Source organism: Streptomyces shenzhenensis (genome assembly GCF_003688995.1).
Classification (GTDB): domain Bacteria; phylum Actinomycetota; class Actinomycetes; order Streptomycetales; family Streptomycetaceae; genus Streptomyces; species Streptomyces shenzhenensis_A.
In genome coordinates this window covers 88,993-113,796 of the sequence record NZ_PENI01000019.1, presented here as the reverse complement: position 1 = coordinate 113,796, position 24,804 = coordinate 88,993, and the positions used below count along the sequence as shown (strand labels likewise).

18 protein-coding genes and 1 pseudogene are annotated in these 24,804 nt (G+C 70.2%); 14 read left to right on the top strand and 5 right to left on the bottom strand.

The features are described from left to right. Nucleotides 1-185 precede the first annotated feature (185 nt). The 3 genes from ngcE to CTZ28_RS27015 all read left to right on the top strand — a co-directional run bounded on the left by ngcE (nt 186) and on the right by CTZ28_RS27015 (nt 3,577). A complete protein-coding gene (gene ngcE, locus CTZ28_RS27025; RefSeq protein ID WP_121892316.1) occupies nt 186-1,637 on the top strand; it encodes an N-acetylglucosamine/diacetylchitobiose ABC transporter substrate-binding protein in 1,452 nt (483 codons plus the stop codon). An 82-nt stretch (nt 1,638-1,719) separates the two neighbouring features. Then, a complete protein-coding gene (locus CTZ28_RS27020; protein WP_121892315.1) occupies nt 1,720-2,646 on the top strand; it encodes a carbohydrate ABC transporter permease in 927 nt (308 codons plus the stop codon). 4 nt (nt 2,647-2,650) lie between these two features. After that, on the top strand, nt 2,651-3,577 hold the full coding sequence (locus CTZ28_RS27015) for a carbohydrate ABC transporter permease (RefSeq protein ID WP_121892314.1): 927 nt from the start codon (nt 2,651-2,653) through the stop codon (nt 3,575-3,577). Between the two features lie 216 nt (nt 3,578-3,793). Here the strand turns inward: CTZ28_RS27015 and CTZ28_RS27010 are convergent, their stop codons facing one another. After that, entirely contained in the window at nt 3,794-4,717 is a 924-nt protein-coding gene (locus tag CTZ28_RS27010; RefSeq protein WP_121892313.1) for an SDR family NAD(P)-dependent oxidoreductase, read from the bottom strand. Nucleotides 4,718-4,820: 103 nt separating this feature from the next. Between CTZ28_RS27010 and CTZ28_RS27005 the strand changes: the two genes are divergently transcribed. The 10 genes from CTZ28_RS27005 (at nt 4,821) to CTZ28_RS26960 (ending at nt 18,020) form a co-directional block, all read left to right on the top strand. Beyond that, nucleotides 4,821-5,486: a TetR/AcrR family transcriptional regulator gene (locus tag CTZ28_RS27005; protein WP_121892312.1), complete on the top strand. Its 666-nt coding sequence runs from the start codon at nt 4,821-4,823 to the stop codon at nt 5,484-5,486. Between the two features lie 285 nt (nt 5,487-5,771). Beyond that, nucleotides 5,772-6,767, top strand: a complete 996-nt coding sequence (locus CTZ28_RS27000; RefSeq protein ID WP_121892311.1) for an alpha/beta fold hydrolase — start codon at nt 5,772-5,774, stop codon at nt 6,765-6,767. A gap of 44 nt (nt 6,768-6,811) precedes the next feature. Then, complete coding sequence (locus CTZ28_RS26995) at nt 6,812-7,420, top strand: TetR/AcrR family transcriptional regulator (RefSeq protein WP_121892310.1); 609 nt, start codon at nt 6,812-6,814, stop codon at nt 7,418-7,420. A 457-nt stretch (nt 7,421-7,877) separates the two neighbouring features. Next, nucleotides 7,878-9,077, top strand: coding sequence for an ROK family transcriptional regulator (locus tag CTZ28_RS26990; protein ID WP_121892309.1), 1,200 nt, complete (start codon nt 7,878-7,880; stop codon nt 9,075-9,077). Between the two features lie 133 nt (nt 9,078-9,210). Further along, nucleotides 9,211-10,311, top strand: coding sequence for a substrate-binding domain-containing protein (locus CTZ28_RS26985; RefSeq protein WP_183154608.1), 1,101 nt, complete (start codon nt 9,211-9,213; stop codon nt 10,309-10,311). A 182-nt stretch (nt 10,312-10,493) separates the two neighbouring features. Beyond that, a complete protein-coding gene (locus CTZ28_RS26980) occupies nt 10,494-11,285 on the top strand; it encodes an ATP-binding cassette domain-containing protein (RefSeq protein WP_183154600.1) in 792 nt (263 codons plus the stop codon). Next, entirely contained in the window at nt 11,282-12,577 is a 1,296-nt protein-coding gene (locus CTZ28_RS26975; RefSeq protein ID WP_121892306.1) for a sugar ABC transporter permease, read from the top strand. The genes CTZ28_RS26980 and CTZ28_RS26975 overlap by 4 nt, the downstream gene beginning before the upstream one ends. A gap of 325 nt (nt 12,578-12,902) precedes the next feature. After that, a complete protein-coding gene (gene dxs, locus CTZ28_RS26970; RefSeq protein WP_121892305.1) occupies nt 12,903-14,831 on the top strand; it encodes a 1-deoxy-D-xylulose-5-phosphate synthase in 1,929 nt (642 codons plus the stop codon). Nucleotides 14,832-14,966: 135 nt separating this feature from the next. Beyond that, nucleotides 14,967-16,481: an amino acid permease gene (locus tag CTZ28_RS26965; RefSeq protein ID WP_121892304.1), complete on the top strand. Its 1,515-nt coding sequence runs from the start codon at nt 14,967-14,969 to the stop codon at nt 16,479-16,481. Between the two features lie 90 nt (nt 16,482-16,571). Continuing rightward, complete coding sequence (locus CTZ28_RS26960) at nt 16,572-18,020, top strand: ArnT family glycosyltransferase (protein WP_121892363.1); 1,449 nt, start codon at nt 16,572-16,574, stop codon at nt 18,018-18,020. A gap of 121 nt (nt 18,021-18,141) precedes the next feature. Here the strand turns inward: CTZ28_RS26960 and CTZ28_RS26955 are convergent, their stop codons facing one another. After that, nucleotides 18,142-18,513 carry a PIN domain-containing protein gene (locus tag CTZ28_RS26955; RefSeq protein ID WP_121892303.1) on the bottom strand — a complete coding sequence of 124 codons (372 nt, stop codon included), beginning with the start codon at nt 18,511-18,513 and terminating at the stop codon, nt 18,142-18,144. 82 nt (nt 18,514-18,595) lie between these two features. On the opposite strand from CTZ28_RS26955, the pseudogene CTZ28_RS26950 reads away from it, so the two are divergent. After that, nucleotides 18,596-19,381 (top strand): annotated as a pseudogene (locus tag CTZ28_RS26950) (PLL family lectin); the annotation flags it as partial. Nucleotides 19,382-19,712: 331 nt separating this feature from the next. Here the strand turns inward: CTZ28_RS26950 and CTZ28_RS26945 are convergent. The 3 genes from CTZ28_RS26945 to CTZ28_RS26935 all read right to left on the bottom strand — a co-directional run bounded on the left by CTZ28_RS26945 (nt 19,713) and on the right by CTZ28_RS26935 (nt 24,637). Continuing rightward, nucleotides 19,713-21,842, bottom strand: coding sequence for a 3-hydroxyacyl-CoA dehydrogenase NAD-binding domain-containing protein (locus tag CTZ28_RS26945; RefSeq protein ID WP_121892302.1), 2,130 nt, complete (start codon nt 21,840-21,842; stop codon nt 19,713-19,715). Then, nucleotides 21,839-23,056, bottom strand: coding sequence for a thiolase family protein (locus CTZ28_RS26940; protein ID WP_121892301.1), 1,218 nt, complete (start codon nt 23,054-23,056; stop codon nt 21,839-21,841). Before CTZ28_RS26940 ends, CTZ28_RS26945 begins: the two co-directional genes overlap by 4 nt. A 285-nt stretch (nt 23,057-23,341) precedes the next feature. After that, nucleotides 23,342-24,637: a ribonuclease D gene (locus tag CTZ28_RS26935; protein WP_121892300.1), complete on the bottom strand. Its 1,296-nt coding sequence runs from the start codon at nt 24,635-24,637 to the stop codon at nt 23,342-23,344. Nucleotides 24,638-24,804 lie beyond the last annotated feature (167 nt).

Below are 24,804 nucleotides of genomic sequence, written 5' to 3'. Positions count from 1 at the left end.
CTCATATTTCCGCGAGGTCTCAACTCGGAAAAGACCCATGGCCAACCTTGCATTCGATCTTGCTCAGCCGACCGAAAGTGGACTATACCTGTCGGCGTTTCCTGCACGACCCAGCGCTACCCGACCGCGGTGCCGGGGAGGATCCGGTTCACCGCCTGAGTCCTGGAGAAAGCGAGGACTTGAGCATGGGATCCACTTCCGCAGCGAACCACGGTGGCGGTGGCGTCGGCCGCCGTGACCTCATCAAGCGGTCCGCCGCACTCGGCCTGCTCACCCTTCCCACGGCGGGTTTCCTGTCCGCCTGCGCGAGCAGCGGTGGCGACAGTCAGGACAAGGCGAAAGCGGGCAAGAAGACGGCGCAGAACCCGCTTGCCGTCAATGACACCGCTCAGATGGAATTCGTCCTGTTCGACGGCGGTTTCGGCAAGGAGTACGCCGAGGACGCGGTGAAGATCTACGAGCAGAACTTCCCGAAGGCCGAGGTGAAGTTCTCCGCCACCCAGAAGATCCAGTCGACGCTCCAGCCCCGCTTCAACCAGGGCACCCCGCCGGACCTCATCGACAACTCCGGCGCCGAGCAGATGGACATGGGCGTCCTGGTAGGCAAGAACCAGCTCGCCGACCTCACCCCGCTGCTCGACGCCCCCTCGTACGACGACCCGGACAAGAAGGTCCGCGACACGCTGCGTCCCGGCATCGTCGAGATGGGCCAGTTCGACGGCGACCCGGTCTGGATCTTCTACTACGCCTACACGGTGTACGGCGTCTGGTACTCGCAGAAGGCCCTGAACGCGCTCGACGAGCAGTACCCGGAGACCTGGGACCAGATGCTCGCGGTCTGCGCGAAGGCCAAGAAGAAGGGCATCGCGGGCTGGACGTACGCGGGCAAGTACCCGTACTACATCCCCTTCTCGCTCTACCCGATGATCGGCAAGGTCGGCGGCCGGGACGTGCTCGACGCCATCGACAACCTCGAACCCAACGCCTGGAAGCACCCGGCGGTGAAGGCGTGTTTCGAGGCCTACTACGAGCTGTACAAGAAGGGCTACATCCTCAAGGGCACCCCGGGCCTCGACCACATCCAGTCGCAGACCGCCTGGGCCCAGGGCAAGGCGCTGTTCCTCCCGAACGGCTCCTGGGTGGAGAACGAGTCGGCCAACGTCATCCCGGAGGACTTCGACCTGGCCGTCTCGGCGCCCACCGGCCTCGACTCCTCCGACAGGATGCCGTTCGGCACCATCTGGGCCTCCGGCGCCGAGCCCTTCGTCGTCCCGGCCAAGGCGAAGAACCCGGCCGGCGGCATGGAGCAGCTGCGCATCATGCTCAGCGAGGCCTCCTCGAAGAGCTTCACCGCCAAGGTGAAGTCGCTGAGCGCGTACAACGGCGGCACCACCGGTATCATCCTCACCCCCGGCCTGAAGTCCGGCCAGGCGGCCCTGGAGAAGGCCGGGGACAACGTGGTGAATCCGCGTATCCAGGACTGGTACGTGAAGCTCCAGAAGGAGCAGATCGGGGTCGCCGGTCTCGGCGAGATGATGGCGGGCCGTATGACCCCGGCCGAGGCCATCACGAAGATCCAGGGCTTCGCCGACGAGGCCGCCAAGGACACGTCGATCAAGCACTACAAGCACCAGTGACGATCCGTCACCAGGGCCTGCCCGGCGGCACCCCGCCGGGCAGGCCCTGGCGGCGCCCGCGCAGAGATCGGGGTCGGCAGTAATGCAGCACGGTAAGTACCGGTTCATCGTGGGGTTCCTGGCGATGCCCCTGGGCCTCTACGCGCTCTTCGTCGTATGGCCCTTCATCCAGTCCATCTACTACTCCTTCACGGACTGGACCGGGCTGAGCCCCGACTTCAAGATGGTGGGCCTCGACAACTACACGCGGATGTTCGACGACAAGATCTTCTGGAAGTCGTTGCAGCACAGCCTGCTGTTCGCGGTCCTGCTCCCGCTGGTGACGATCAGCCTTGCGCTGTTCTTCTCCTTCATGATCAATGTGGGCGGCCGGCGCCGTAGGGGCGGGCCGGTCGTCTCCGGCGTCCGCGGCTCCTCCTTCTACAAGATCGTCTACTTCTTCCCGCAGGTGCTGTCGATCGCGATCGTCGCGCTGCTGTTCGCTTTCGCGTACAACCCGGACAGCGGCGCCATCAACTCGCTGCTGCGCGGTATCGGCCTCGACAGCGTCCAGCCGCTGTGGCTGGGCGACCCGAACCTCGCGCTGTGGTGCGTGATGGCGGTGCTCGTCTGGTCGACGGTCGGCTTCTTCGTGGTGCTGTTCTCGGCGGGCATGGCGTCGATCCCCGCCGATCTGTACGAGGCGGCCCTGCTGGACGGGGCGAGCCGCGTCACCACGTTCTTCCGCATCACCCTGCCGCTGCTGTGGGACACCGTGCAGTCGGGCTGGGTCTACATGGGCATCCTCGCGCTGGGTGCCGAGTCGTTCGCGGTCGTGCAGATCATGACGACCGGGCCGGGCGGCCCCGACTACTCGACCACCGTGATGGTCCTGTACGTGTACCAGAAGGCGTTCCGGGACGGTCAGGCCGCCTACGCCACCACCATCGGCGTCGCCCTGCTCGTCGTCACGCTCGCCTTCGCGGCGATCGTGATGCGACTGGGCCGTCGCGAGCGGCTGGAGTACTGATCAGATGAAGACGACCAAGACCCCCGCCCCCCTGCCGGCCGAGTCCGGTGCGCCGGTCACCGAGGTGGACGGGACGTCCGCCGGGCGGTCCGGGCGGAAGAAGAAGGAGGGGCATGTCCTCAACGCCTTCTCGCACGGCGTTCTGATCCTCTGGGCGTTCATGGTGGTCATGCCGTTGCTGTGGGCGGTGATGACGTCCTTCAAGGACGACCGCTCCATCTTCAGCTCGCCGTGGTCGCTGCCGGACAAGCTGCACTTCGGCAACTGGTCGCGGGCCTGGACGCAGGCCAACATGAGCGACTACTTCCTCAACACCATCCTGGTGGTGGGCGGTTCGCTGATCGGCACGCTGGTTCTCGGCTCGATGGCGGCGTATGTGCTCGCCCGCTTCGACTTCCCCGGCAACCGGTTCATCTACTACCTGTTCATCGGCGGCATGAGCTTCCCGATCATGCTGGCCCTGGTCCCGCTGTTCTACGTCGTGAACAACATGGGGCTGCTGAACACGATCCACGGGCTGATCCTGGTCTACATCGCGTACTCCCTGCCGTTCACGGTGTTCTTCCTGACCGCGTTCTTCCGTACGTTGCCGACATCGGTGGCGGAGGCGGCCTTCGTGGACGGCGCGTCCCACTCCCGGACGTTCTTCCAGATCATGCTGCCCATGGCCAAGCCCGGGCTGATCAGCGTGGGCATCTTCAACTTCCTCGGCCAGTGGAACCAGTACATGCTCCCGACGGTGCTCAACACCGACCCGGACAAGCGCGTCCTGACCCAGGGCCTGGTCCAACTGGCGGTGAGCCAGGGCTACAAGGGCGACTGGTCCGGCCTGTTCGCGGGCCTGGTCATGGCGATGCTGCCGGTACTGGCGGCGTACATCGTCTTCCAACGCCAGGTGGTGCAGGGGCTGACGGCGGGGGCGCTGAAGTAGGCCACACTGAGCGCGACCTGCCCGACGGCAGCCTGACGGGACGTTGCGCTGAGCGGCCCTGTGGTGGCCGCTTCGAGGCGGCCCGCGGCGGTGGGGCTCGGGGTGTCCGCGCCGCGTTCGAGTCCGGGTGTCGGAGCTTCGCCCGTCGTCCCGGTCGTATGCCCGAGTGGTCAGGGAACCGCCTGCAAAGCGGTGCACAGCAATCCGGTTGCGGCCTCAGGAATTCCTCGGCTGCGGAGTCACCGCTGAGGATGTCACCCCGGTGAGCTCCTCGGAGACGGTCCACAGGCGCTGCTGGACGGCCCGGTCGTGGGAGTCCGGGCTGGAGGCGACCAGCTTCGGGTAGCCGCGGAACTCCCCCCGGTTGCCGGGGCCGTAGTACTGGCCGCCGGTGACGGCCGGATCGGTGGCGGCGCGCAGGGTGGGCAGGGCGCCCATCTCGGCCTTCTGGGTGAGCAGCGGCGCGAGCCAGGTGACGGGCAGGCGAAGCGCGGCGGGCGTGTTGCGGGCGAGCTCGGTGTTGGACACGCCGGGATGGGCGGCCACCGCGACCGTGGTGCCGAACGGTGCGAGCCGGCGCTGCAGTTCGTACGTGAACATCAGGTTGGCGAGTTTGGCCTGGCCGTAGGCGGCGACGCGGCTGTACGAGCGCTCCCACTGCAGGTCGTCGAAGTGGATGGCGGCCCGGATGCGGTGACCGGCGCTGCTGACCGTCACGACGCGGGAGCCGGGGACGGGCAGGAGCCGGTCCAGCAGCAGGCCGGTCAGGGCGAAGTGGCCGAGGTGGTTGGTGCCGAACTGCAGCTCGAAGCCGTCGGCGGTGGTCTGCCGCGGGGTGTACATCACGCCCGCGTTGTTGATCAGAAGGTCGATGCGCGGGTGGGCCGCGCGCAGGTCGGCCGCCGCGGACCGGATCGAGTCCAGGGAGGCCAGGTCGAGGGCCTGGACGGTGACGTCGCCGGTGATGCGGGCGGCTGCCTGCCTGCCCTTCGCGACGTCGCGGACCGCCAGGACCACCGCCGCCCCGCGCGCCGCGAGCATCCGGGCGGTCTCGAAGCCCAGCCCGGTGTTGGCGCCGGTCACGATCGCCACCCGGCCGTGCTGATCAGGGATGTGTTGCTCGGTCCAGTTGCCGCTCATGGCGCACTCCTAAAGAACCATCGGTCTGTTATGTGGGATCCCAAGGTAAAAGACCGCCGGTCTATTGTCAAGGGACCGGTGGTCTTTAAGTTAGGCTGAGGGCGTGACATTTCAGCGGGCGCGAAGCGAGGAGCAGCGGGAGATCCGCCGCCGGGCGATCCTGGACACGGCGGCGGCGATGCTCGACGAGATGCCCGTGGCCGAGGTGAGCCTCAACGAGCTCAGCCGGCGGGTGGGCCTGGCCAAGTCGAACGTCCTGCGGTATTTCGAGTCGCGCGAGGCGGTACTGCTGGAACTGCTGGACGCTTTTCTGGAGAGCTGGCTCGCCGAGCTGGCGGACGAACTGGCCGCGGGCGTCGAGGCGCACGCGGCACCGGAAGTGCGGGCGGGTCAGCTGGCCGAGATCCTCAGCCGGTCGCTGGCGGACCGGGTGGTGCTGTGCGACCTCTTCGGCGCGCAGGGCGGCGTCCTTGAGCACAACGTCTCGGTCGAGGTGGTCAAGCGGCACAAGCGTTCCTCCCTCACGCGGCTCGCGGCCATGACCGAGCTCGTGCGCCGCCACCTGCCCGAACTCGGCGACGGCGCGCAGCTGTTCTGCCTGATGAGCCTGGTCTCGGCGGGTGCCCTGTCGGCGTACGTACCGCCGCCGCCCAGCCTCCTTGCCGCCTACGCGGACGAGCCTGCCCTCGGCGTGCTCCACCTGGAGCTGCGTGACGCGCTGCGGGTCTCCTTCGTCTCGGCGCTCCTGGGCGTGCTGCCGCGCGCCTGAACCTCTCCGGTTCCGCATCGACTTCGTCGCTCGGGACAACCGGCCGGGCGGCGTCCCGTGGTCCGGGGTTCCTCCGCTGCGCCCTCGGCTGCCCTCTCCCTTATTTCCGTACTGATCGGTGCGGAAGTGCTACAGTCCCGTCCATGCCGATCGGTACCGATCGGTGCTTAAGTGTGCGGAGGGCATGGGCGTGGGCGGAGTGATGCCGAGACGGCCGTCCATGTGCTGCCACTCCGCGGCAGTCGAACGTGACGGAAGCGCCCGAAACGCGAAGGAGTTCCGCACATGAGCCCCAAGAGGTCAGACGTCCCCGAGCTCTCCCACCGGCTCAGCAGACGCAGCGCGCTCGGTGTCACCGCGGGTGCCGGTGCCGCGGCCCTGCTCGGCCTGCCTGCCGGCACCGCGGCCGCCGCCCCGAGGGCCCGTCAACCGAGGACCCCGATGGTCAGGGGCTTCACAAGCCGCTTCGCCGAGGTCAACGGCACGCGGCTGCACTATGTCACCGGAGGTCAGGGTGACCCCCTGGTCCTGCTCCCCGGGTGGCCGCGCACCTGGTACCAGTTCCACAAGATCATGCCGCCGCTGGCGCGGCGCTACCGGGTGATCGCCCCGGACCTGCGCGGCATGGGCGACTCCGACAAGCCCGCGGGCGGGTACGACAAGAAGACCATGGCCCGCGACATCCACGAACTGCTTCGCGCCCTCGGACACAGCCAGGCCTATGTCGCGGGCGAGGACATCGGGTCGATGGTGGCGCACAGCTTCGCCGCCAACCATCCCGAAGCGACCCGGAAGGTCGCCTTGTGGGAGACCGGGCATCCCACCGAGATCTTCAACGACCTGCGCATGCTGCCCCAGCCGGGCCGACCGGCACCGTGGTGGTTCGCGTTCAACCAGCTCGCCCAGTTGCCCGAGCAACTCCTCGAGGGGCGGTTCCGGTTCATCGTCGACTGGCTGATCGACTTTCAGGGCGGGGATCCCAGGGCCTTCAGCGAGGAGGCCCGAGCCATTTATGCCGCCGCGTACAACACACCGGATGCGATCCGCGGCGGGAACGGCTGGTACCAGACGTTTCAGCAGGACATAGCCGATCTGAAGGACTACCCGGTGCTGACCATGCCGCTGCTCGGAATCGGCGGCAAGTACTACGAGCTCCTTCGCGCGCAGCTGGAGGGATTGGCGGCAGACGCGCGCTACGTCGAGCTGAAGGGGGCGGGGCACTATCTCGCCGAGGAACGCCCCGACGACATCGTGCGGGAACTCACCGCTTTCTTCGCGTGATCCCAGATCTGCACCGATCGGTACGGGAGGGGTACCATCCGCCCGTGAGGGATCAGCAGAAGGCGCCGATCGGCCGGCCACGTGGCTTCGATGCCGACAAGGCGCTCGAACAGGCCATGCGGGTCTTCTGGGGCCAGGGCTACGAGGGTGCCAGCCTCACCGACCTGACCGACGCCATGGGCATCAGCCGCACCAGCATGTACGCGGCCTTCGGCAACAAGGAAGACCTGTTTCAGCAGGCCCTGCAGCGCTACACCGACGGCCCCGCCGCATACGTACCGCGGGCTCTGGCGGAGCCGACCGCGCGGCAGGTGGCCACCGCGTTCCTCCGAGGTTCCGTGCAGGCCACCACCCGTCCCGATTCTCCCGCCGGCTGCCTCGGTGTCCAAGGTTCCCTGGCGGCGGGCGAGCCCGGTCGCAGTGCCCGGGACACTTTGGCGGCGTGGCGCAACAGCGGCATCGCGCTGCTGGAAGAGCGGTTCCAGCGCGCTGTCGACGAGGGCGACCTGCCCGCGGGGACCGATCCCGGCCTGCTCGCCCGGTACCTCATGACCGTGGCCAATGGCATCGCCGTCCAGGCCGCCGGCGGCGCCGCCCGCGCCGACCTCCACATGGTGGCCGACATGGCCCTACGGCAGTGGCCGCCCAGCTGAGAGGACGGTCCGGGAGGTCGTGTCCCGGTTTCCCGGCATCGACGGAGCGACGAACGGCCGGCCATGCCGGCGAGACGCGTCGGTACCGGAGTCTGATGGGCTCCGGCGCCCACAGCGGAGCTGGGCGCGGTGCAAGGGCATGTCTCGGTTTCCGTGGTTGAAGGGGGAGCGGGGGTGTGGGCGGGCGTGGGGGGTGGCGGCGCGGAGCGCGGTGGTGGTGGTCGGGGGAGCGGTTCGTGGGGGACGCTGCCCTGCTCCGGGGTGGCGTGGGAGTGTCCTGAGGGTGTCCGTGGCGGGGCCGGCCAAGTCGCAGCGATTTACGTCAAGGACTTGACGGCGGCAACCCCTTCAGAAGAGCTTGGAGTTCACAACTTGTAGGTGGCCCGGTTCCGCGGTTGTGACCTGGGCCACGGGCGGCGCTGGGGCTGCCCGGCCGATGGCGGGAGTGGATGAGTCGATGGAGACTCCGGGGTCGCAGTCGTCGCTGCACCGAGCGAATCTGGAACGAGTCGTACGGGCGGTGCGGCTCGCCGGCTCGCTCACGCAGGCGGAGATCGCGCGGACGACCGGCCTGTCCGCGGCCACGGTCTCCAATATCGTGCGCGAACTGAAGGACGGCGGAACCGTCGAGGTCACGCCGACGTCGGCGGGCGGCAGGCGGGCCCGCAGCGTCTCGCTGAGCGGAGACGCCGGCATTGTCATAGGCGTCGATTTCGGCCACACCCACCTGCGCGTCGCGATCGGGAACCTCGCGCACCAGGTGCTGGCGGAGGAGTCCGAGCCGCTGGACGTCGACGCCTCCTCCGCGCAGGGCTTCGACCGGGCGGAACAACTGGTCAACCGGCTGATCGACGCGACCGGCGTCGACCGCTCCAAGGTCGCGGGCGTGGGCCTCGGCGTGCCCGGCCCCATCGACGTCGAGTCGGGCACCCTGGGCTCCACCGCCATCTTGCCGGGCTGGTCCGGCACCCGGCCCGCCGAGGAGCTGCGGGGGCGGCTCGGCGTACCGGTGCACGTGGACAACGACGCCAACCTGGGCGCCCTCGGCGAGCTGGTCTGGGGCAGCGGCCGGGGCGTGCGCGACCTGGCGTACATCAAGGTCGCCAGCGGTGTCGGCGCCGGTCTGGTGATCAACGGCAGGATCTACCGGGGCCCCGGCGGCACCGCCGGTGAGATCGGGCACATCACGCTCGACGAGTCCGGCCCGGTCTGCCGCTGCGGCAACCGCGGCTGCCTGGAGACCTTCACGGCCGCGCGCTATGTGCTCCCGCTGCTCCAGCCCAGTCACGGCACCGACCTGACCATGGAGGGCGTCGTACGGCTGGCCCGGGACGGCGACCCGGGCTGCCGCCGGGTGGTCGCCGACGTCGGCCGTCACGTCGGCAGCGGGGTGGCCAACCTGTGCAATCTGCTGAACCCCAGCCGGGTGGTCCTCGGCGGTGACCTCGCCGAGGCCGGGGAACTGGTGCTCGGGCCCATCAGGGAGTCGGTCGGGCGCTATGCCATCCCCAGCGCGGCGCGTCAGCTCTCCGTGCTTCCCGGCGCGCTCGGGGGCCGCGCCGAGGTGCTCGGCGCGCTCGCCCTGGCGCTCAGCGAGATGGGTGATTCGACCCTTTTGGACGGCACGCTGTCCGCAGCGACACCCGCCTTCACTTAGAGAACGGCTGACACCGTTGCCATCTCGTTAAGGATTTACTTCTTGACGTTGCACGTATGGCCGAGTTGACTTCCAGCCACCTCGGCCGCAACGACGCGGCCTCGTCAGGGAGGTTTCCAGAGTGAACACGCGTATGCGTCGTGCCGCCGTCGCCGTTGCCGCTGGTGCGATGGCCGTTTCGCTTGCCGCCTGTGGCAGTGCCAAGAGCTCGGGCAGTGACGATTCTTCCGCGTCGTCGGCCAAGAAGGGCGACGACATCAAGGTCGGCCTGCTGCTGCCCGAGAACAAGACCGCGCGCTACGAGAAGTTCGACCGCCCGCAGATCGAGAAGAAGATCAAGGAGCTGACGAACAACAAGGCGGAGATCCAGTACAACAACGCCCGCCAGGACGCCAACCTCCAGGCCCAGCAGGTCGACACGATGATCACCAACAAGGTGGACGTGCTCATCCTGGACGCCGTGGATGCGAAGGCCATCCAGAACTCGATCCAGAAGGCCGTGGACGCGGGCATCAAGGTCGTCGCCTACGACCGCCTGGCCGAGGGCCCGATCAGCGCCTACACCTCCTTCGACAACGTGCAGGTGGGCAAGACCCAGGGTGAGGCACTCCTGAAGGCCCTGGGCGGCAAGGCCACCAAGTCCTCCAAGATCGTCATGATCAACGGCTCGGTCACCGACCCGAACGCCAAGCAGTTCAAGGAAGGCGCCCACTCCGTCCTCGACGGCAAGGTCACCATCGCCAAGGAGTACGACACCAAGGAGTGGTCGCCGGACAACGCCAACTCCGAGATGGAGACGGCGATCTCGGCGGTCGGCGCGAAGAACATCGCCGGCGTCTACTCCGCCAACGACGGCATGGCCGGCGGTGCCATCACCGCCCTCAAGGCCGCCGGCATCACCGTGCCGGTCACCGGCCAGGACGCCGAACTCGCCGCCGTGCAGCGGATCGTCACCGGTGAGCAGTACATGAGCGTCTTCAAGTCCTACCCGCAGGAGGCGCAGATCGCCGCCGAGATGGCGGTCGCGCTCGCCAAGGGCGAGAGCCTCGACTCCATCGCCAAGGACAAGGTCTCCAGCGACAGCGCGAAGGACGTCCCGTCGGTCCTGGTCCCGGTCGTCTCGCTGACCACGGACAACATCAACGACACGGTCATCAAGGACGGCTTCTACACCGTCGCCGACATCTGCACGGGCAAGTACAAGACGGCCTGTGACAAGATCGGCCTCAAGTAAGCAGTCCCAGGTCCCTTCCCAAGCACGGTGATTCGCCCTTGAATCCCCGTGCGGGACGCGACTGCTCCAGGCTCCACCGGCGTCCCGCGCATCAGTCAGCCCCGCAAGCTCGGCGCGGGACGCCGGATGGAACTCCCCCCAAACTTCTGCACAACCTCCCGCCGGGTCAGGCGGCGAAGGAGATGGTTCACGTGTCCGCTACGCCCGTGCTGGCGTTGCGCGGGGTCTCCAAGCGGTTCGGTGCCGTCCAGGCGCTCACCGACGTAGAGCTTGAGGTCCACGCCGGTGAGGTGGTCGCCCTGGTGGGCGACAACGGCGCCGGAAAGTCCACGCTGGTCAAGACGATCGCCGGCGTGCACCCCATCGATGAGGGCGTCATCGAATGGGAAGGCAGCTCCGTCCAGATCAGCCGGCCGCACGACGCCCAGAGCCTGGGTATCGCGACGGTGTACCAGGACCTGGCGCTGTGCGACAACATCGACGTCGTCGGCAACCTCTACCTGGGCCGCGAGCTGAAGCGGCGCGGCGTCCTCGACGAGGTCGAGATGGAGCGCCGCTCCCGCGAGTTGCTCACCACGCTCTCGATCCGGATCCCCAGCGTCCGCATCCCGATCGCCTCGCTCTCCGGCGGTCAGCGCCAGACCGTGGCGATCGCCCGGTCCATGCTCGGCGAACCCAAGCTGGTCATCCTCGACGAGCCCACCGCCGCCCTCGGCGTCGAGCAGACCGCTCAGGTCCTCGACCTGGTGGAGCGGCTGCGCGAGCGCGGCCTCGCCGTCATCCTCATCAGTCACAACATGGCGGACGTCAAGGCCGTGGCGGACAAGGTCGCTGTGCTGCGCCTCGGCCGCAACAACGGCGTCTTCGAGGTCAAGACGACCTCGCAGGAAGAGATCATCTCCGCCATCACCGGTGCCACCGACAATGCCGTGACCCGCCGTGCGGCGCGCTCGAACGGGGAGGTTTCCAAGTGAGCATCGACAAGACCTCCGCGGCTCCGCAGGACGAGACCGTGGTCGAGAACCCCGAGGCGGCCGCCGCCGCGGTGACCGCGGTCGACCCGCGCCTCCTGGTGCGCGAGCAGGGCCTGGCGGGCTACCTCGGCGAGTTCAAGCGCAAGATGAAGGCCGGCGACCTGGGTTCCATGCCGGTCGTCATCGGCCTGATCGTCATCTGCATCGTCTTCCAGAGCCTGAACTCCAACTTCCTGTCCGCGCAGAACCTGAGTGACATCACCGTCACGATGGTCGGCACGGGCATGATCTCCGTCGGCATCGTCTTCGTGCTGCTGCTCGGCGAGATCGACCTGTCGGTCGGCTCGGTCAGCGGCGCGGCCAGCGCCCTCGCGGCCGTCCTCGCGGTCAACCAGGGCTGGCCCGAGTGGCTGGCCGTGCTCGCCGCCGTCGCCGCGGGCCTCGCCATCGGCGCGGTGCACGGCTTCTTCTTCGCGGTGCTCGGCGCCCCAGCGTTCGCCGTGACCCTGGCCGGGCTGCTGTTCTGGCTCGGCTTCATGCTCAAGGTGCTGGGCGAGAACGGCACGATCAACCTCGACAGCGACGGCCTGATCGGCAAGCTCACCACGTACTTCTTCGCCGACGTGGCCGCCGCCTACGGGCTGGCCCTCGTCGTGGTCGCCGTGTTCTTCATCACCTCGTTCCTGGGCAACCGCCGCCGCGAGGCCGCGGGCATCCCGTCCCGGCCGCTCAGCGACACCCTGGTGCGTACGGTGCTGCTCGCGGTGGTCTCGTTCGCCGCCGCCTTCATGTACAACCAGTACAAGGGCCTGCCGCTGGCCACGGTGATCTTCCTCGCCTTCCTGATCGGCACGGACTTCCTGCTGCGCCGCACCTCCTACGGGCGCAAGATCTTCGCGCTCGGCGGCAGCGTGGAGGCGTCCCGCCGGGCGGGCATCAACGTCACCGCTGTGCGGATCTCCGTGTTCGCCATCTCGGGCGGATTCGCGGCGATCGGCGGGCTGTTCCTGGCCTCGAAGATCGCCTCGGCCAACCAGAGTGCGGGCACCGGTGACCTGTTGATGAACGCGATCGCCGCGGCCGTCATCGGTGGCACGAGCCTCTTCGGCGGCCGGGGCCGTACCTGGAACGCGCTGCTCGGTGTGCTGGTCATCGTGTCGATCCAGTACGGCCTTCAGTTGGAGTCCATCGCCGAGCCGGTGAAGTACATGATCACCGCGGCGGTGCTGCTGACCACGGTGGTCATCGACTCCGTCACGCGCAAGACGCAGAAGACTGCGGGCCGCGCGTAGCGCTCCGCTGGGTTGGGCGGGGCTTTGTGGCTCGGTGTGTTATTCGTGAGCCTGGGTTTGTGACAGTGCCCGGTGCCTTTCAGGTGCCGGGTGCTGTCGTGTTTTTTGGGTGCGGGCGCGTTGTGGCTTGTCGCGCAGTTCCCCGCGCCCCTTTGGGGGCGTGGCTGTGGGCGGTGTTGTTGTGGCTTGTCGCGCGCCCGCGCGGCGGAGCCGCATGTTGGTACAGCCCTGTGGCTTTGAGGTGCCGGGTGCTGTTGTGTGGGGGTGAACATTAGACTCGGTGGGCCCGGCAACGCTCGATCAGCTCTATTGCAAGGAGGCACGGGTGCCGCTGCTGACCCGCATCAGGGGACCGCGCGATCTGGACCGGCTCAGTCTGGAGGAGCTGGATCAGCTGGCGCAGGAGATCCGGACCTTCCTCGTGGACGCGGTCGCCAAGACCGGCGGCCATCTCGGGCCCAACCTCGGCGTGGTCGAGCTGACCATCGCCCTGCACCGGGTCTTCGAGTCCCCGAAGGACAAGGTTCTGTGGGACACCGGCCACCAGTCGTATGTGCACAAACTGCTCACCGGCCGGCAGGACTTCTCCCGCCTGAAGATGAAGGGCGGCCTGTCCGGCTACCCCGCGCAGGCCGAGTCCGAGCACGACGTCATCGAGAACTCGCACGCCTCCACGGTTCTCGGCTGGGCCGACGGCATCGCCAAGGCCAACCAGTTGCTGCGGCGCGACAGCCATGTCGCCGCGGTCATCGGTGACGGGGCGCTCACCGGCGGCATGGCCTGGGAGGCCCTCAACAACATCGCCGACGCCAAGGACCGCCCGCTGGTCATCGTCGTCAACGACAACGAGCGGTCGTACGCGCCGACCATCGGCGGCGTCTCCAACCACCTCGCCACGCTGCGCACGACGGACGGCTACGAGCGTTTCCTGGCCCGCACCAAGGACCTCCTGGGGCGCACCCCGGTCGTCGGCAAGCCGCTGTACGACACGCTCCACGGGGCCAAGAAGGGCCTCAAGGACTTCATCGCGCCGCAGGGCCTGTTCGAGGACCTGGGCCTGAAGTACGTCGGCCCGATCGACGGCCATGACATCGAGGCGCTGGAGTCCGCGCTGTCCCGCGCGAAACGGTTCGGCGGACCGGTGATCGTGCACTGCCTCACCGAGAAGGGGCGCGGCTACCAGCCCGCCCTCCAGGACGAGGCCGACCGCTTCCACGCCGTCGGCAAGATCCACCCCGACACCGGTCTGCCGATCGCCAGCTCCGGCGCCGACTGGACCTCGGTCTTCGGCGACGAGATGGTCGAGCTGGGCCGGGAGCGCGAGGACGTCGTCGCCATCACCGCCGCCATGCTCCAGCCGGTCGGACTGGAGAAGTTCGCCAAGGCCTTCCCTGACCGGGTGTACGACGTCGGCATCGCCGAGCAGCACGGCGCCGTCTCGGCGGCGGGCCTGGCGCACGCCGGGGTGCACCCCGTCTTCGCCGTGTACGCCACCTTCCTCAACCGCGCCTTCGACCAGGTGCTGATGGACGTGGCCCTGCACAAGTGCGGGGTGACCTTCGTCCTGGACCGGGCCGGGGTCACCGGCAGCGACGGCGCCTCCCACAACGGCATGTGGGACATGTCGATCCTCCAGGTCGTGCCCGGGCTCAGGCTCGCCGCCCCGCGCGACGCCGACCAGGTGCGCGCCCAACTGCGCGAGGCCGTCGCGGTCGAGGACGCGCCGACCGTGGTGCGCTTCTCGAAGGGCGCCGTCGGCCCCGCCGTACCCGCCGTGGGCCGGGTCGGCGGCATGGACGTGCTGCGCGAGCCCGGCACCGACACCCCGGACGTGCTGCTGGTCTCCGTGGGCGCGCTCGCGCCGATGTGCCTGGAGATCGCCGGCCTGCTCGACAAGCAGGGCATCTCCACGACCGTCGTCGACCCGCGCTGGGTCAAGCCCGTGGACGAGGCCATGGCGCCGCTCGCCGAGCGGCACCGGGTGGTCGTCACCGTCGAGGACAACTCCCGTGTCGGGGGCGTCGGCTCGGCCGTCGCCCAGGCGCTGCGGGACGCGGGTGTCGACATGCCGCTGCGGGACTTCGGCATCCCGCCCCGCTTCCTCGACCACGCCTCGCGCGCCGAGGTGCTCGCCGAGATCGGGCTGACCGCGCCCGATATCGCCCGCCAGGTCACCGGGCTCGTGGCCCGGCTGGGCGGCCGCTTCGAATCGCCCACGGCCGAGGTCGACCCGGTGGAGCCGGCCCGCGACTGAGCGCCCGGACGGGCCGGTTCCGCCACAGTGGAGCATGGCGGAACCGGCCCATTTGCGTGAATACGCCTGTTTCGGGGCATACGTCCCACGCCCCCTCTCGATCATGTCGAGGACGCCAAGCGTGGGAGGTACCTCGTGAGCAGCACCGTTTTCCGGACGAAGAAGGTCGAGCAGTCCATCCTCGACACCGAGGAGCCAGCGCACGCGCTCAAGAAGTCCCTGTCCGCGCTGGATCTGACGGTCTTCGGCGTCGGTGTCATCATCGGCACCGGCATCTTCGTGCTGACCGGCAAGGTCGCCAGGGAGAACGCCGGACCCGCGGTCGCCCTGGCCTTCGTCGCCGCCGGCATCGTCTGCGCCCTCGCCGCGCTCTGCTACGCCGAGTTCGCCTCCACCCTCCCGGTGGCGGGCTCCGCGTACACCTTCTCGTACGCCTCCCTGGGCGAGCTGCCCGCCTGGATCATCGGCTGGGACCTGGTCCTGGAGTTCGCGCTCGGCACGGCGGTGGTCGCCGTCGGCTGGTCCGGGTACATCCGGGCGCTGCTCGACAACGCGGGCTGGCATCTGCCGGAGTACCTCGGCGGCCGGGACGGGGCCCACGGGTTCGGTTTCGACATCCTCGCCGCCGTGCTCATCCTGGTGCTCACCGGCATCCTCGTGCTCGGCATGAAGCTCTCGGCCCGGGTCACCAGACTCGTCGTCGCCGTCAAGGTGTCCGTCGTCCTCATCGTGATCGTCGCCGGTGCCTTCTTCATCGACGCCGGCAACTACAAGCCCTTCGTCCCGAAGCCGGAGCCGGTCGCCGCGGGCGGCGATCTCAAGGCGCCCCTCATCCAGCTGATGGTGGGCTGGGCGCCCGCCAACTTCGGGGTGATGGGCATCTTCGCGGCCGCCTCCGTCGTCTTCTTCGCGTTCATCGGCTTCGACGTCGTGGCCACCGCCGCGGAGGAGACCAAGAACCCGCAGCGGGACATGCCGCGCGGCATCCTCGGCTCCCTGCTCGTGTGCACCGTGCTCTACGTGGCGGTGTCCGTCGTCGTCACCGGGATGCAGCGCTACACCCAGCTCTCCGTCGACGCCCCGCTCGCCGACGCGTTCAAGGCCACCGGGCACCCCTGGTTCGCGGGCGTGATCAGCTTCGGCGCCGCCGTCGGCCTGACGACGGTCTGCATGATCCTGCTGCTCGGCCAGACCCGGGTGTTCTTCGCGATGAGCCGCGACGGGCTGCTGCCGCGCTTCTTCTCCCACGTCCACCCGCGCTTTCGCACCCCGCACCGGCCGACCGTTCTGCTCGGCGTGGTCATCGCGGTCGTCGCGGGCTTCACCAGTCTCAGTGAACTCGCCGAGCTGGTGAACATCGGCACACTGTTCGCGTTCGTCGTCGTCGCGGTCGGCGTGGTCGTCCTCCGCCGCACCCGGCCGGACCTGCACCGCGCCTTCCGCACCCCGTGGGTGCCGGTCATTCCCGTGCTGTCCGTCGCCGCCACGCTGTGGCTGATGCTGAACCTGCCCGCCGAGACCTGGCTGCGGTTCGCCGTCTGGATGGTGCTCGGCTTCGTCGTCTACTTCCTGTACGGCCGCACCCACAGCCGTCTGGCCCGTGGCCAGGACACCCCGGCCGTGCCCCCGTCCCAGGGCACTCGGGGGTGACCGGGAACACGCGGTGATCGGCCGGCTCACCGGTCCGGACCCGTATGTCCCGCTTCGGGGGAGAGCGCGGGGCCGGATAGCGTGCTCACCATGCTCGCCCCGCCCCTCGCCCCGCCACGGTCCGCAGCCGTACGGACGGCGTACTGGACGCGGCTGCTGCCGCTGCTGGCGGCGCTCGCCTGCGTCACCCGGGCGCCGTCCTTCGCCCGGCCGCTGTGGAACCCGGACGAGGGCTATCTCGCCGTACAGGCACGGATACTGGCGCGCGGCGGGCGGCTGTACGAGACGGTCGTGGACCGCAAGCCGCCGCTCGTGCCCTGGCTGTACGAGGGCACGTTCGCGGTGTTCGGATCGGGTTCGCTCACCCCGGTCCGGGTACTGGCGGTCCTCGCGCAGCTGTGCACCGCGCTGCTGCTGGCCTCCCTGGCCCGGCGCCGCTGGGGCGGCACCGCCGGGCGCACGGCCGGGGTGCTGTACCTGCTGGTGTCCGTCGGGCTCAATCCCGAGGACGCGCAGGCCGCCACCTTCGAGGTGTTCATACTGCCCTGCACCGCCGCCGCGATGTGGTGCGCCGACCGGCGCCGCTGGGGTGCGGCCGGGGCGGCGGTCGCCTGCGCCTTCCTCGCCAAGCAGACCGGCGGGGCGGTGCTGGTGCCGGTGGCGTGGCTGCTGCACCGGTGGGGCGCGCCGCCGGGCGGGGTACTGCGGCTGTCGGCGGGGATGGCGGCGCCGGTGCTGTGCGTGGCCCTGGCCACGGACCCGGCGGGCTTCGTCTTCTGGACCGTCACCGGCGTCGGCGCGTACGCCTCCTTCACCGGCTCCGAACTGCACGTCCTGGTCCGGGCGCTGGCCAACACGGCGATCCTGACGGTGGCCTGCGCGGGGCTGATCCCGCCGGTGGTCCGGGCGCTGCGGGTGGCGCGCACGGGCGCGACGGACCTGTGGCTGTGGCTCGGGTCCTCCGCCGCCGCGGTCGCCGTCGGCTTCCACTTCTTCGGCCACTACTACCTGCAACTGACTCCGGCGATCGCCCTGTTGGCGACGGCCGCGCTGCAGCTCCTGCCGCGGGAGCGGCTCGTGGCCGCGGTCCGCGCCACGGCCTGCTGCTGCGTCCTGTTCCTGTCCTGGGGGCTGCTGGCGCCCCGCGCCGACCTCGGGCACGCCCAGCGGCTCGCCGCCGCGGTCGGCGACCGCACGGCGCCCGGCGACCGGGTCCTGGTGTGGGGCATGCACCCGGAGACGTACTGGTTCGCCGCGCGCACGCCCGCCAGCCGCTATCTCACCGCGGGCCTGCTCACCAACTACAGCGGGGGGCGCAACGGGCCCCAGGTGGGCGAGAAGTACGCCGTCCGGGGCGCCTGGCCCGTCTTCCGCGCGGAGCTGGCCGCGCACGCGCCCGCCCTGGTCGTCGACGACTCCCGGGGCAAGCCCTATGCCCCCGCCCGGGTACCCGGCCTGCGGCGCCTGCTGACGGCCGAGTACGAGCAGGTCGGGCAGGTGGACGGGGCGGTGCTGTACGCGCGGGTGACGGGGGAGTAGGCGCGGCGGCGGTCAGGACGGGCGGCGGCACCTCGACGTCCGGTGAGGCCGCGCTGGGACGCCCGTGGGCCGTTCTGCCGCGGCACGATGTGCGGCCCGGCTGGCACCCTTGCCGGTCCGCTCAGCCCAGTGCCGCGCGCGGTCCCGTCACCTCCGCGCCCAACTCGGTCACCCTGCGGCGCAGTTCACGGTCGGACGTGATGACCAGACGGGGCCGGTGCGGATGTCCGGCGACCAGTTCGACGACCCGGTCGTCACCGCTGCCCGCTGCCGGCTCCACCCGCACCCCGGGCACGGACTGCACGTCGCGCGCGGCGCCCTCGACGACGAGCACGATCTCCACGGGGGTGGGACGGCCGGGCAGCCCCTCGGCGGCCAGCCGGTCCCGCAGCCGCTCGGCGGCACCCTTCCGGTCCCGCCACCACCCGTCCGGCACGGACCCGACCACATTCGCCGCATCGACGATCACGAGCACCGGAGACTCCACGTCCATGCCGCCAGGGTCCCACGGCTGCCGGGGCCCGTGCGCGCGGGCCGCCCCCACCGCCGCGCCGAGGGCGGCTTGGAGTGAGGTGGTGAACGGCGATTGGCTCATACGTGGCCGAGACGGCCGGCTCAGTGTGTACCTGCTGTCGGACGACGCCGTCCTGTGCCGGGCCGAACGCGGACCGGACGGGCCCTGGGGCGCCCCGCGCCCGGTGGGCGGCGACCAGAAGCTGCATCCCGTCCTCGCCGTCGGACAGGGCCGTGACGGCTACGCCCACCTCGTCTCCTGGCGGCCCACGGCCAAGGGCGAGTCCGGACTGGTGCACTCCACCCACTTCCGTCCGCACCTCGCCGCCCTGGACTGGAACCCGATCGGCCACCCGGACAAGAAGGGCCCCCGCACCGGAACGCCCGCGGTCGCCGTCGACGCACAGGGCCGCGCCCATGTCTTCGTCCGCAACAAGGGCGGCGGCGTGAGCCTGCTCGCCCAGAAGGAGAAGGGCGGCTGGGACCCCTGGCAGGACATCGAGGGCCGCGACGTCCAGGACGAACTGGCGGCCGTGACCGCGGAGTCGGGCCGCGTCGAGGTGTACGCGGCGGTCCCCGGCGGCATCCTGCACTGGCGCCAGGAGGAGCCGGGCTCCCGGCCGGTCCTGGAGGAGGCGATGTCGGCCCCGGCCCGGCCGGGCACGCTGTACGCGCTCGCCACCTCCCCCGACGCCACGACCCTCTTCTACACCGACGACTCGGGCTACCTGTGCGCCTGGCGCCCCGGCGGCAGGCCCAGCACCCTTCTGCCGTCCGCCGGACCGGGCCCGGTCGCCGCGGTCCGCTGTGAACTGGACGGCCACCTGAGCGCTCCGCTGGTCATGCGGTGATGTGCTGCCGTCGGTCGGCTGCGGCGCCGTTGTGGTTGGTCGCGCAGTTCCCCGCGCCCCTTCGGGCGCCTGAGCGCTTCGTTGGGAATGCCGCGATGTGTCGTCGGTCGGCTGCGGCGCCGTTGTGGTTGGTCGCGCAGTTCCTCGCGCCCCTTCGGGCGCCTGAGCGCTTCGTTGGGAATGCCGCGATGTGTCGTCGGTCGGCTGCGGCGCCGTTGTGGTTGGTCGCGCAGTTCCCCGCGCCCCTTTGGGGCGCTTCGGACTTCAGAGCGGCGGGTGCCCGCACCCCCGGGGGGGGGTACGGGCAGCCGGAGCGGTCTGCGTGCTGTTATGCCGGGACGCTTGCCGTGCCCGGTGTCAGGAACCGCTTGCCGTTGACTCGCTCGGAGATGCCCTCGCGGTCCAGGTACGGCGTGATGCCGCCCAGGTGGAAGGGCCAGCCGGCGCCCGTGATGAGGCAGAGGTCGATGTCCTGGGCCTCGGCGACGACGCCCTCGTCGAGCATGAGCCCGATCTCCTGCGCCACCGCGTCCAGCACCCGGGCCCGCACCTGCTCCTCCGTCAGCACGACGTCGCCCTGCCGCATGAGCGCGGCGACCTCGGGGTCCAGCTCCGGCTTGCCGCTGTCGTAGACGTAGAAGCCGCGCTTGCCGGCCTTGACGACGGCCGCGAGGTTCGGGGAGACCGTGAAGCGGTCCGGGAACGCCCGGTTGAGGGTCTCCGAGACATGCAGACCGATCGCCGGACCGACCAGCTCCAAAAGGACCAGCGGCGACATCGGCAGGCCCAGGGGCTCCACCGCCTTCTCCGCGACCTCGACCGGCGTGCCCTCGTCGATGACGTTCTGGACCTCGCCCATGAAGCGGGTGAGGATGCGGTTGACGACGAACGCCGGGGCGTCCTTCACCAGGACCGCGGTCTTCTTCAGCTTCTTGGCCACGGCGAAGGCGGTCGCCAGCGACGCGTCGTCCGTCTGCTCGCCGCGCACGACCTCCAGCAGCGGGAGGACCGCGACCGGGTTGAAGAAGTGGAACCCGACGACCCGCTCGGGGTGCTTCAGCTTCGACGCCATCTCCGTCACGGAGAGGGAGGAGGTGTTGGTGGCGAGGATCGCGTGCTCCGGGGCGACCGCCTCGACCTCCGCGAACACCTGCTGCTTGACGCCGGTCTCCTCGAACACCGCCTCGATGACGAAGTCGGCGTCCGCGAACCCCTCGGCCTTGTCGAGAACGCCGGTGACCAGCGCCTTGAGCCGGTTGGCCTTGTCCTGGTCGATCCGGCCCTTGCCGAGCAGCTTGTCGATCTCGTCCTGGACGTAGCCCACGCCCTTGTCGACGCGCTCCTGGTCGATGTCCGTGAGGACGACGGGCACTTCGAGACGGCGCAGGAACAGCAGGGCGAGCTGCGAGGCCATCAGACCGGCGCCCACCACACCGACCTTGGTGACCGGACGGGCCAGGTTCTTGTCGGGGGCGCCCGCCGGACGCTTGCCGCGCTTCTGCACCAGGTTGAACGCGTAGATGCCGGCGCGCAGTTCACCGCCCATGATCAGGTCGGCGAGCGCCGTGTCCTCGGCGTCGTAGCCCTGCTGGAGGTCGCCGTTCTTGGCGGCGGCGATGATGTCGAGGGCGCGGTAGGCGGCCGGGGCCGCGCCGTGCACCTTGCCGTCGGCGATGGAGCGGCCCCTGGCGACGGCCCGGTCCCAGGCCTCGCCGCGGTCGACCACCGGGCGCTCGACCTGGAGGTCGCCCTTGATCACCTGGGCCGTCCAGACCAGCGACCGCTCCAGGAAGTCGGCGCCCTCGAAGATCGCGTCGGCGATGCCGAGGTCGAAGACCTGCGCGCCCTTGAGCTGCCTGTTCTGGCTGAGGCTGTTCTCGATGATGACCGAGACCGCCTTGTCGGCGCCGATCAGGTTCGGCAGCAGGGTGCAGCCGCCCCAGCCCGGGACCAGGCCGAGGAACACCTCGGGCAGCGAGAAGGCGGGGATGGCCTTGGACACCGTGCGGTAGGAGCAGTGCAGGCCGACCTCGACGCCGCCGCCCATGGCGGCGCCGTTGTAGTACGCGAAGGTCGGGACCGCGAGGCCCGCCAGGCGCTTGAAGACCTCGTGGCCGCCCTTGCCGATGGCGAGCGCGTCCTGGTGGCTCTTCAGCAGTTCGACGCCCTTGAGGTCGGCGCCGACCGCGAAGACGAATGGCTTGCCGGTGACGCCCGCGCCGACGATCTCACCGGCCGCGGCCTCCGCCTCGACCTGGCCGATCGCGGTGTTCAGGTTCGCCAGCGAGGCCGGGCCGAAGGTGGTCGGCTTGGTGTGGTCGAGGCCGTTGTCCAGCGTGATCAGCGCGAAGCGACCGGCGCCGAACGGCAGGTCGAGGTGGCGTACGTGCGCCTGCGTGACGACCTCGTCGGGGAACAGCTCGGCCGCACCCTTCAACAGATCCGCGGTGGTGCTCACTTGTCCCCCTCGAAGTGCGGGTTCTCCCAGACGACGGTGGCGCCCATGCCGAAGCCGACGCACATGGTGGTCAGGCCGTAGCGGACGTTCGGCTGCTCCTCGAACTGGCGGGCCAGCTGCGTCATCAGCCGGACGCCGGAGGAGGCCAGCGGGTGGCCGTAGGCGATGGCGCCGCCGTACTGGTTGACGCGCTCGTCGTCGTCCGCGATGCCGTAGTGGTCGAGGAAGGCCAGGACCTGGACGGCGAAGGCCTCGTTGATCTCGAACAGGCCGATGTCCGAGATGGACAGGCCCGCCTTGGCGAGGGCCTTCTCGGTGGCCGGGATCGGGCCGTAGCCCATGACCTCGGGCTCGACACCGGCGAAGGCGTAGGAGACCAGGCGCATCTTGACCGGCAGGTCGTGCGCGCGGGCGAAGTCCTCGGCGGCGATGATCGAGGCGGTGGCGCCGTCGTTCAGACCGGCCGCGTTGCCCGCGGTGACCCGGCCGTGCACCCGGAACGGCGTCTTCAGGCTCGCCAGGTTCGCCAGCGTGGTGCCCGGGCGCATCGGCTCGTCGGCGGTGACCAGGCCCCAGCCGGTCTCGCCGCCCTCCGGGTTGGTGCGGCGCACCGAGATCGGCACCAGATCCTGCTGGATCCGGCCGTCGGCGTACGCCTTGGCGGCCTTCTCCTGCGAGCGCACCGCGTACTCGTCGGCCCGCAGCTTGGTCAGGTGCGGGAAGCGGTCGTGCAGGTTCTCCGCGGTCATGCCCATGAACAGGGCGGACTCGTCGACCAGCTTCTCGCTCACGAAGCGCGGGTTCGGGTCCACGCCCTCGCCCATCGGGTGGCGGCCCATGTGCTCCACACCGCCGGCGATGACGGCGTCGTACGCGCCGAAGGCGATCGAACCGGCGGTGGTCGTGACGGCGGTCAGCGCGCCGGCGCACATCCGGTCGATCGAGTAGCCCGGGACGGACTGGGGGAGACCGGCGAGGATGCCGGCCGTGCGGCCCAGAGTCAGGCCCTGGTCGCCGATCTGCGTGGTCGCGGCGATGGCGACCTCGTCGATCTGCTTCGGGTCCAGACCGGGGTTGCGGCGCAGCAGCTCCCGGATCGCCTTCACGACGAGGTCGTCGGCGCGGGTCTCGTGGTAGATGCCCTTCGGGCCCGCCTTGCCGAACGGGGTGCGGACGCCGTCGACGAAGACGACGTCCCTGACGGTACGAGGCACGATGGCTCTCCTCCAGGGTGCGGAATCACTGCCGCGCAGTACTGAGCGCGCGCTCAGAGCCCATGCTACTTATCAGTAACGTGACTGCCCAGTCCCGCAGGCGACAGCGGTGAAGGTCACACGTTCGGCGGCGCCGCGGGACCCCGGGCGGCTCGCCCTGCCGGTCTCTGCATGGGGCGTCGCCGCGCTTGGATCTTGGCTTGATCCCGACGTCTCCGTGGCGCCGACTGGGAGATCATCTCCGCGGGCGTGCTGATGCCGGTCCCTGTGCCCGCAGGGGTTCCGTTAGAGCGGCTTCGTCCCGGCCGACAGCGCGGCCACGAGCGCGGGGGCCACCTGCTCGATCTGCCACGGTCTCGCCCCGTACCCGGCGAGGGCCGCGGCCACGGAGTCGTCGTCGGCGGGCTTCGGCGGCTCCCAGCACAGCCGTCGCACCGTGTCCGGCGTGATCAGGTTCTCCTGCGGCAGGCCGAGCCGCTCGGCCAGCGCCGAGACCGCGGCGCGGGCCGCGGACAGTCGGGCGGCGGCGACCGGGTCCTTGTCGGCCCAGGCCCGCGGCGGGGGCGGCCCGGTGACCGGCTGCCCCGGCTGCGGCAGCGCTGACTCGGGCAGCGCCCTGGCCCGGTCCACCGCGGCCTGCCACTGCTCCAGCTGGCGCCGCCCGGTCCGATGGCCGAAACCGTTCAGTGCCGCGAGGGCGTGCACGGTGCCCGGCAGGGCGAGCGCCGCCTCCACGATGGCCGCGTCGCCGAGCACCTTGCCCGGCGACACGTCCCGCCGCTGGGCGATCCGGTCCCGCGTCTGCCACAGCTCGCGCACCACGGCGAGCTGGCGCCGCCGCCGCACCTTGTGCATGCCGGACGTGCGCCGCCAGGGGTCCTTGCGGGGCTCGGGCGGCGGGGCGGAGGCGATCGCGTCGAACTCCTGCAGGGCCCAGTCCAGCTTGCCCTGCCGGTCCAGCTCCTTCTCCAGCGCGTCCCGCAGGTCGACGAGGAGCTCCACGTCCAGGGCGGCGTACCGCAGCCACGGCTCGGGCAGCGGCCTGGTCGACCAGTCGACGGCCGAGTGGCCCTTCTCCAGGACGAAGCCGAGGACGTTCTCGACCATCGCGCCGAGGCCGACCCGCGGGAACCCGGCGAGCCGGCCCGCCAGTTCCGTGTCGAACAGCCGGCTGGGCACCATGCCTATGTCGCGCAGGCACGGCAGGTCCTGGGTGGCGGCGTGCAGCACCCACTCGACGCCGGCCAGCGCCTCGCCGAGACCGGACAGGTCGGGGCAGGCCACCGGGTCGATCAGCGCGGTCCCCGCGCCCGCGCGGCGCAGCTGCACCAGATAGGCCCGCTGGCCGTAGCGGTAGCCGGAGGCGCGCTCGGCGTCGACGGCGACGGGGCCGGAGCCCGCGGCGAAGGCGGCGACCGTCTCGGCCAGCGCGGACTCGTCGGCGATCACGGGCGGAACGCCCTCACGGGGTTCGAGCAAGGGGACCGGCGCCTCCGCCGCAGAAGATCCGCCGTCGTCCGGAGGGGTCCCTCCGGTGGTGCGCAGTGGCATGTCTGCTGCGGTCTCTTGGGCGTCGGTCACCTGTCAAGGGTATCCGTGTATCGAAGGCGCCCGTCGACGGAACGTTCCGTCGACGGGCGCCGTGGGGTCGTAAACCAGTCAGGTCGGTGACATGTGGGGGGCAGGGTCGGCAGGGGACGGGGTCGGGGACCTGCGGCCGATCCCGTGCGCGCCGGTGCGGGGCCGGG

Coding starts and splice junctions, on each gene's coding strand:
- ngcE (WP_121892316.1), top strand. CDS start 186: ATGGGATCCACTTCCGCAGCGAACCACGGTGGCGGTGGCGTCGGCCGC.
- CTZ28_RS27020 (WP_121892315.1), top strand. CDS start 1,720: ATGCAGCACGGTAAGTACCGGTTCATCGTGGGGTTCCTGGCGATGCCC.
- CTZ28_RS27015 (WP_121892314.1), top strand. CDS start 2,651: ATGAAGACGACCAAGACCCCCGCCCCCCTGCCGGCCGAGTCCGGTGCG.
- CTZ28_RS27010 (WP_121892313.1), bottom strand. CDS start 4,717: ATGAGCGGCAACTGGACCGAGCAACACATCCCTGATCAGCACGGCCGG.
- CTZ28_RS27000 (WP_121892311.1), top strand. CDS start 5,772: ATGAGCCCCAAGAGGTCAGACGTCCCCGAGCTCTCCCACCGGCTCAGC.
- CTZ28_RS26990 (WP_121892309.1), top strand. CDS start 7,878: ATGGAGACTCCGGGGTCGCAGTCGTCGCTGCACCGAGCGAATCTGGAA.
- CTZ28_RS26985 (WP_183154608.1), top strand. CDS start 9,211: ATGCGTCGTGCCGCCGTCGCCGTTGCCGCTGGTGCGATGGCCGTTTCG.
- CTZ28_RS26980 (WP_183154600.1), top strand. CDS start 10,494: ATGGTTCACGTGTCCGCTACGCCCGTGCTGGCGTTGCGCGGGGTCTCC.
- CTZ28_RS26960 (WP_121892363.1), top strand. CDS start 16,572: ATGCTCGCCCCGCCCCTCGCCCCGCCACGGTCCGCAGCCGTACGGACG.
- CTZ28_RS26955 (WP_121892303.1), bottom strand. CDS start 18,513: ATGGACGTGGAGTCTCCGGTGCTCGTGATCGTCGATGCGGCGAATGTG.